The sequence below is a fragment of the Gordonia sp. p3-SID1431 genome (assembly GCF_025143765.1).
Lineage (GTDB): Bacteria > Actinomycetota > Actinomycetes > Mycobacteriales > Mycobacteriaceae > Gordonia > Gordonia hongkongensis.
In genome coordinates this window covers 1-8,187 of record NZ_JAMBDT010000158.1, presented here as the reverse complement: position 1 = coordinate 8,187, position 8,187 = coordinate 1, and the positions used below count along the sequence as shown (strand labels likewise).

Annotated in this window: 6 protein-coding genes; 5 read left to right on the top strand and 1 reads right to left on the bottom strand. The window is 69.9% G+C overall.

Going from position 1 to position 8,187, the window contains the following annotated elements; genetic code table 11:
* The first annotated feature begins 229 nt into the window (after positions 1–229).
* The 5 genes from M4D77_RS23035 (at position 230) to proB (ending at position 7,346) form a co-directional block, all read left to right on the top strand.
* Positions 230–3,736: a translation initiation factor IF-2 N-terminal domain-containing protein gene (locus M4D77_RS23035; RefSeq protein ID WP_259937575.1), complete on the top strand. Its 3,507-nt coding sequence runs from the start codon at positions 230–232 to the stop codon at positions 3,734–3,736.
* Between the two features lie 283 nt (positions 3,737–4,019).
* Positions 4,020–4,331, top strand: a complete 312-nt coding sequence (gene rplU / locus M4D77_RS23030) for a 50S ribosomal protein L21 (RefSeq protein WP_004019625.1) — start codon at positions 4,020–4,022, stop codon at positions 4,329–4,331.
* A gap of 38 nt (positions 4,332–4,369) precedes the next feature.
* The gene (gene rpmA, locus M4D77_RS23025; protein WP_004019626.1) at positions 4,370–4,633 is read left to right on the top strand and encodes a 50S ribosomal protein L27; all 264 of its coding nucleotides are present in this window, start codon (positions 4,370–4,372) and stop codon (positions 4,631–4,633) included.
* Between the two features lie 95 nt (positions 4,634–4,728).
* Positions 4,729–6,198: a GTPase ObgE gene (gene obgE, locus M4D77_RS23020; protein WP_068972579.1), complete on the top strand. Its 1,470-nt coding sequence runs from the start codon at positions 4,729–4,731 to the stop codon at positions 6,196–6,198.
* Entirely contained in the window at positions 6,195–7,346 is a 1,152-nt protein-coding gene (gene proB / locus M4D77_RS23015; protein WP_068972578.1) for a glutamate 5-kinase, read from the top strand. The genes obgE and proB overlap by 4 nt, the downstream gene beginning before the upstream one ends.
* Positions 7,347–7,353: 7 nt before the next feature.
* On the opposite strand, the gene M4D77_RS23010 is transcribed toward proB, so the two are convergent.
* Positions 7,354–8,187, bottom strand: an 834-nt coding sequence (locus tag M4D77_RS23010; protein ID WP_259937571.1) for a Sir2 family NAD-dependent protein deacetylase, incomplete at its 5' end; no start/stop codon positions are given.

Sequence of the window (8,187 nt, the reverse complement as noted above, 5' to 3'; positions counted from 1 at the left end):
GCCCTGCTGCCAGCGGGCGAACACTCAGGTTCCGCCTGTGCCCGGTGGCGTGGAAAGCGATCAGGGACGCGGTCATCGACACAGCAAGAGCGTCGTCAGACGACCCGTGAGACGGACCGCCGCGACGACGCGCAGACCACACAACACCGGTCCGACGAGGACCGGGACACAGAGCAGACCCTCGCGTGGCCGCGTCAGCCCGACGCGCCCGGGGGTTCGAGGAGACTGAGTGACCGACAACGGGTCGCCGGCTGACGCGAACGCAGCGTCGGAATCGGCGGAAGAATTTCCCAGCAAACTTCGTGTGCACGCCCTGGCCCGCTTCCTGGGCCTCACGAGTCGACAGGTTCTGGCTCACCTGGCGAATCTCGGCGTGCAGACCCGCAGCCCGCAATCCAGCGTCGATCGTGACCTGGCGAAAGCCGTGGCCGAACGGGTGCGCTCCGGCGTCGACGAGACCGGCGAGACGCCGCCGCAGGCCGCCCCGGCCGGCGACGCGGCTCTGCCTGACGCCGCTGCCGACACGACGCCGGCCGAGGCCCCTGCCGACACCCCGCCGACGGACGCGGCACAGGCCGAGGCGGCATCGGTCGAAGCCGCACCAACCGAGGCGGTGTCCGCCGAAGCGGCGCCCGCCGACGACGCACCGACGGCCGAAGTCGCATCGACCGAGGATGCTGCACAGACCACCGCCGACGACTCGCCCGCGGCACCGACCGCAGCCCCGACGTTGTTCTCGGCCGCCCAGTACGACGCACCGGTGGCGACCCCGGCCGCGGAGACCGACGCCTCGACCGGCGCGCAGCCGCTGTTCCTGCAGCCTCAGGCCCCGGCCGACAAGCCCCGCGCCGCCCGCTCGGGTCGTGCGAAGACCCGCGCTGAGACGGGCGCGAAGGACGAGTCGGCGGACACCCCGGCAGACGAGTCCGTCGCTGCCGAGACCTCGACCTCGACATCAGCGGACGCGCCCGCCCGCTCGGACAGGTCGAGAGCCGATGATTCGACTGCGGCCGACCGGGACGCCGACGTCTCGACCCCGGACGAATCCGGCGCCGACGACGCCGATGATTCCAACGCCGATGATTCCAACGCTGATGATTCCGGGTCGGGCCGGAGTCGCCGGCGTCGACGCGGACGTCGTGGACGCGGGCGCGGTAGGGGAGACCAGGGGGGCGACTCTGATTCGGACACGGATGAGTCCGACGCCGAGGCGTCCGATGCCGACGAGTCGACCGGTGACGGGGCAACCGATGCCGACACGGACTCGGAGGACACCACGTCCGACGAGTCGGCCGAGGACTCGCGCTCGGAGGAGGGCCGTCCGTCGGGCAAACGCACCCGCCGCCGCAGCCGTCGTTCGGGTGCGGACAAGGCGGAGGACTCCGAGGCGTCCGGCGCCACGGGCGACCGCGCCGACGAGTCCGGTGACGATGCCGACTCCGCCGACGCCGAAGACGCATCCGATGACGACGACTCCGGTGACTCCTCGTCGACTCGCCGCCGCCGTCGCCGTCGCCGTCGCAAAGGTGGCGGCGAACCCGATGAGGCGTCTCCCGACGATCCGCCGAACACGGTGGTGCACGAGCGCGAGCCGCGCAGCAAGCGCGCCCGCGACGAGGTGCAGGGCATCTCGGGGTCGACCCGACTCGAAGCCAAGCGTCAGCGCCGGCGCGACGGGCGCGATGCCGGCCGGCGTCGTCCGCCGATCCTGACCGAGTCGGAGTTCCTGGCACGCCGTGAGGCGGTCGACCGCGTCATGGTCGTCCGAGAGCGCAGCGCGAACAGCCGCATCTCCGGCAACGACGGGCACGAGCACGCCGCGGTCGAGGACTACACGCAGGTCGCGGTCCTCGAGGACGGTGTCCTCGTCGAGCATTTCGTGACGACCGCGACGTCGTCGTCGATGGTCGGCAACATCTACCTCGGACGCGTCCAGAACGTCCTTCCGGGTATGGAAGCCGCATTCGTCGACATCGGTCGCGGACGCAACGGCGTGCTCTACGCCGGTGAGGTCAACTGGGACGCTGCCGGACTCGACGGCGGTTCGCGCAAGATCGAGCAGGCGCTCAAGCCCGGCGACAACGTGCTCGTCCAGGTCAGCAAGGACCCGGTGGGTCACAAGGGCGCCCGTCTGACCACGCAGATCTCCCTCGCCGGCCGCTACCTGGTGTACGTGCCCGGCGGTTCGTCGACCGGGATCAGCCGCAAGCTGCCCGACGTCGAGCGCAAACGTCTCAAGCAGATCCTGGCGAAGCTCGTCCCCGACGAGGCCGGGGTCATCATCCGCACCGCGTCGGAGGGAGTCAGCGCCGAGGAACTCGGTGCCGACATCGCCCGCCTCGAGTCGCAGTGGAAGTCCATCGACGAGGCGGTGGCCCAGGCCAAGAAGGGCGGGTCGTCGAGCCCGAAGCCGCTGTACGAGGAGCCCGACCTCCTGGTGCGCGTCGTCCGTGACCTGTTCAACGAGGACTTCAAGAAGCTCGTCGTCGAAGGTGACAAGGCCTGGAACCTGGTCGAGGGTTACGTCAGCTCGGTGGCCTCGGATCTCATGGAGCGGGTCGAGAAATTCGACAAGCCGCACGCCGACGCGCCGGATTCGTTCGTCGTGCACCGCATCGACGAGCAGCTCGCGAAGGCGCTCGACCGCAAGGTGTGGCTGCCCTCCGGCGGCACGCTGATCATCGAGCACACCGAGGCGATGACCGTCGTCGACGTCAACACCGGCAAGTTCACCGGCTCGGGGGGCAACCTCGAGGAGACGGTGACGCGCAACAACCTCGAAGCCGCCGAGGAGATCGTGCGGCAGATGCGGTTGCGCGACATCGGCGGGATGATCATCGTCGACTTCATCGACATGGTCCTCGAGTCGAACCGGGATCTGGTGCTCCGCAGGCTCACCGAGGCGCTCGCTCGTGATCGCACCCGTCACCAGGTGTCCGAGGTGACCTCGCTGGGCCTCGTCCAGATGACACGTAAACGTCTGGGAACCGGTCTGCTGGAAGCGTTCTCGACCACCTGCACCGCCTGCAGCGGTCGAGGCATCATCGTGCACGCGAATCCCGTCGAGGTGAAGACCGACGACTCTTCGCGTGGCGACGGTGCCGGTTCGAAGCGGTCCCGTCGAGGCAAGAAGAAGGCCGACGCGCAACCGGAGGCAGTCGCCCCGGCCGTCGCGCCCGCTCACAAGCCGGCCGAACACCCGATGTTCCGGGCGATGGCGGCGCACGCGCACGACGACGAACACGACCAGGAGTCCGGCGCGACCACCGACGGTGACACCACGAGTCGGGCCGAGGACGCGCCGAAGCCCGTCGTCGAGGCGTCGTCGCCGCAGCAGACGGCCGACAGCCGGGTGGACACCGCTGTTGCCGAGCCGACCGAGACCCTGCCGTATCCGGTGGCGACGGAACCGGCTGAGATGGATTCGGCTGGGACGGAATCGGCTGAGTCCGAACCTGCGGCGGTCGAGACGGAGCCAGAGCCGGCCGGCTCGGCCACCGACGGACAGGCTCCGGCGGCCGCACGGCGTCGTCGACGGGTCGTCCGGCGTCCGGCGCAGACGACCACACCGCCGGACACCGTGGTGATGACCGCGGCGGATGTCGCTGCGGAGACGCCGGTGACGACCTCGGGTCCGGTCTCCACCGGGAACTCGGAGGCGGCGGTCGCGGTACGGCGCCGGCCGCGCAAGCGCAGCGCGGGCCGTCCCGCGGGACCGCCACCGGCCGACGACTGATCCGGGTGACCGGGCCGCGTCGGACCCGGGTCGGGCTAGTTTGACCCGACCGCCGACGTTCCCGTAACCTTGGAAAGTCGCCTCCCGCGGAGGGTCTGCGCTGTTCTGCCCGCTTCGGCACAGCAACGGTGCGTAGTCCGTCGGCAGGCCCTCTGGTGCGAACCGCAGCTTCCCCGGCCACATGCCCGGGTGCCCTGCGGCCCGCCCCGGCACGCACAACACAAACGCCCCAGGAGCGCTCGCGCCCCCAGGGTCCGAGTAGACGAGTAAGAGGAATACTTCGATGGCAACGTACGCGATCGTCAAGACCGGCGGTAAGCAGTACAAGGTCGCTGAAGGCGACACTGTGAAGGTCGAGAAGATCGACGGAGAGATCGGCAGCACGGTGAGCCTGCCGGTCGCGTTGGTCGTCGACGGGTCGAACCTGACCACCGATGCCGACAAGCTGGCCAAGATCTCGGTCACCGGCGAGGTCGTCGACCACGTCAAGGGCCCCAAGATCCGCATCCACAAGTTCAAGAACAAGACCGGCTACCACAAGCGCCAGGGTCACCGTCAGAAGCTGACGGTCCTCAAGGTCACCGGCATCAAGTAGTTCGACCCGCTTCGAGAAGACCTCAGGAGGACTGACACATGGCACACAAGAAGGGCGCGTCCAGCTCGCGCAACGGTCGCGATTCCAACGCCCAGCGACTCGGCGTGAAGCGCTTCGGCGGCCAGCAGGTGAGCGCAGGTGAGATCCTGGTCCGCCAGCGCGGCACCAAGTTCCATCCCGGCGTCAACGTCGGTCGCGGTGGCGACGACACCCTGTTCGCGCTCGCCGCGGGCGCGGTGGAGTTCGGCTCCAAGCGTGGCCGCAAGACGGTCAACATCGTCCCGGAAACCGCTTCGGTCTGACCTGAGCAACCGGCACGACAAGCTCTTACACAGGGCGGGCAGGGTCATCGCGTACCCCGCCCGCCCTGTTCTTTTTTGACGGAAGAAGGATTTCGATGTCTCGGTTCGTCGACCGCGTGACCATCCACGTCGCCGCGGGGAACGGCGGCCACGGCTGCGCGTCGGTCCATCGCGAGAAGTTCAAGCCTCTCGGCGGACCCGACGGCGGAAACGGCGGCAACGGCGGGTCCGTGCGGCTCGTCGTCGACCCCCAGGTGCACACGCTCCTCGACTTCCACTTCCACCCGCACGCGAAGGCCTCCAACGGCAAGCCCGGGGCCGGAGACAACCGCGACGGCGCCACCGGCGGCGACCTCGTCCTCAAGGTTCCCGACGGCACGGTCGTCCTCGACGAGCGCGGCACGATCCTCGCCGATCTGGTCGGCGAGGGGACGGTCTTCGAGGCCGCGCAGGGGGGCCGCGGCGGGCTGGGGAACGCGGCGCTCGCGTCGAAGGCGCGCAAGGCCCCCGGCTTCGCCCTGCTGGGCGAAGAGGGGCAGCAGCGTTCGCTGGTCCTGGAACTCAAGTCGGTCGCCGACGTCGGGCTCGTCGGTTTCCCGTCGGCCGGCAAGTCGTCGCTGGTGTCGGTGCTCTCGGCCGCCAAGCCGAAGATCGCGGACTACCCGTTCACCACGCTGGTCCCGAACCTCGGGGTCGTGCAGACCGCGGGCGACGTGTTCACCATCGCCGACGTCCCCGGTTTGATCCCGGGCGCCTCGACCGGCCGCGGGCTCGGCCTCGAGTTCCTCCGCCACCTCGAGCGCTGCGCGGTGCTCGCGCATGTCGTCGACTGCGCCACACTGGAACCCGGGCGCGACCCGATCTCCGACATCGATGCGCTCGAAGCCGAGCTGGCCGCGTACGTCCCGGCACTCGACGACGACCACGGACTCGGCGACCTCGCCTCCCGCCCCCGCGTGGTGATCCTCAACAAGCTGGACGTACCCGACGCCGCCGAGCTCGCCGACCTCGTCGAACCCGAACTGGCCGAACGTGGTTGGCCGGTGTTCCGGATCTCGGCGGTCGCCCACGAAGGTCTGCGCGAGCTCACCTTCGCACTGGCGCGGATGGTGCGCGAATACCGAGATGCCCAGCCCGCCAAGGTCGCCCGGCGCGCGATCATCCGCCCCAAGGCCGTCGACGACACCGGCTTCACGATCGAGACCGACCCGGACAACGAGGGCGGCTTCATCGTCCGGGGTTCGCGCCCGGAGCGGTGGATCGCGCAGACGCAGTTCGACAACGACGAGGCCGTCGGCTACCTCGCCGATCGGCTCAACCGGCTCGGCGTCGAAGACGAACTGGTGAAGCGGGGTGCACAACCGGGTGCGCCCGTCACCATCGGTGCGGTCACGTTCGACTGGGAACCGTCCACGCCGATGGGCGACGACGTCCCAGTCACCGGGCGCGGCACCGACATCCGGCTCGATCGTTCCGATCGCGTCGGCGCCGCCGAACGCAAACAGGCGCGTCGCCTGCGGCGCGGGCTGCCGGACGAGGACGGCGGGGAGCGGGACCTCCCGTGAGCACCGGTTCCGCCGACCGCGTTCACGAGGGGTCGGTACGCGACCGGATCGCGCACGCGCGCAGCGTGGTCGTGAAGATCGGCTCGTCGGCACTCACCGACCTCACCGAGGGACTCGACCGCAACCGCCTCGACGCACTGGCCGACGCGCTCGAGGCCCGGATGCGGGCCGGCTCGGATGTCATCGTCGTGTCCTCGGGGGCCATCGGGGCCGGGATCGCCCCGCTCGGACTCAAGAAACGGCCCACGGATCTCGCCACCAAGCAGGCGGCGGCAAGCGTCGGGCAGCTGGCCCTCGCGCATGCGTGGGGTACGTCGTTCGCGCGCTACGGCCGCACGGTGGGTCAGGTCCTGCTCACCGCCGACGACATCTCCAACCGTAGTCACCACGCGAATGCCCAACGGACACTTGACCGTCTGCGTTCACTCGGCGCCGTGGCGGTGGTGAACGAGAACGACACCGTGGCCACCAACGAGATCCGTTTCGGGGACAACGACCGGCTGGCCGCGCTCGTCGCCCACCTGTCGGGTGCCGATGCGCTCATCCTGCTCTCCGACGTCGACGGCCTCTACGACGGTGATCCGCGCCGGGTCGACGTCGACGGCCGTCGCGCCCGGTTGATACCCGAGGTCAACGGCCCCGAGGATCTCGACGGGGTGATCGCCGGCTCCGGCGGCGCGCTGGGTACGGGTGGCATGGCCTCCAAGCTGGCCGCGGCCCGCTTGTCGGCGGATGCCGGCGTGCCCGTATTGCTGGCGGCCGCCTCGTCGGCGGCGCAGGCGCTGGCCGACGCCTCGGTGGGCACGGTGTTCGCCGCCCGGCCCGAGCGGCTGTCCGCGCGTCGGTTCTGGGTGCGTCACGCCGCCGACGCGCGGGGTCGGATCGTGCTCGACGACGGCGCCGTGGACGCGGTGTCGCGCAGGCGGCGTTCACTGCTCGCCGCGGGGATCGTCGGGGTCACCGGCAGGTTCTACGAGGGCGACGTCGTCGAACTCGTCGACCAGTACGACACGGTGCGGGCCAGGGGAGTCGCGGCCTACGGCGTCGACGACATCGCGTCGATGGTCGGCCGCTCCACCGGCGACCTCCCACCTGAACTACAGCGTCCGGTGGTGCACGCCGACGATCTGGTGGTCGTGGGCCGCTGACCAGAGGTCAGAACGTCGCCAGCGCCGGGAGCACGAAACCGGCCTCGTGATCGATCTTCAAGGTCGCGATCTCGTCGGCACGGGTGACCCCGCGGTTCACGATGATCAGCGGCTTGCCGGCGCGGTGCGCGCGCCGCGCGAATCGCAGGCCGGACATGACGGTGAGCGACGACCCGACGACAAGCAGGGCGTCGGCCTCGTCGACCACCGAATACGCCTCGTCCACAACGTCTTTCGTGACCGTCTCGCCGAAGTAGACGATGTCGGGCTTCAGGATGCCGCCGCAGTTCGGGCAGTCGATCATCATGAAGTCGGACGTGTCGGACAGGGTGGCGTCGGCGTCCGGCGCGACTTCGATGGCACCGCGGCCGCTGACCCGACGCGCGAACTCGGTGTTGATCTCTTCGAGTTGTCCGGCGAGCCGGTGACGGGAGATACGCCAGTCGCAGTTCACACAGCGGACACGGCCGTAGCATCCGTGGAGTTCGATGACCCCGCGGGTGCCGGCCTTGGTGTGCAGCATGTCGACGTTCTGGGTGAGCACCCGCGACATCCACCCGCGCTGCTGGAGTTCGGTGAGCGCCAGATGGGCTCTGTTGGGGACCGCGGCGTCCATGTGCCGCCAGCCGAGGTGGTTGCGTGCCCAGTAGTGGCGTCGGAAGTCCGGCGACGAGAGGAACATCTCGAGGGTCATGGGCGTCCGCGGCGGCGAGCCGGGACTCCGGTAGTCGGGGATGCCGGAGTCGGTGGAGATGCCGGCGCCGGTCAGAACCGCGAAACGGCGTCCGGCGAGGATGTCGGCGGCCAGTGCGATCCGGTCCGCGACGTCATCGTCGAGGGG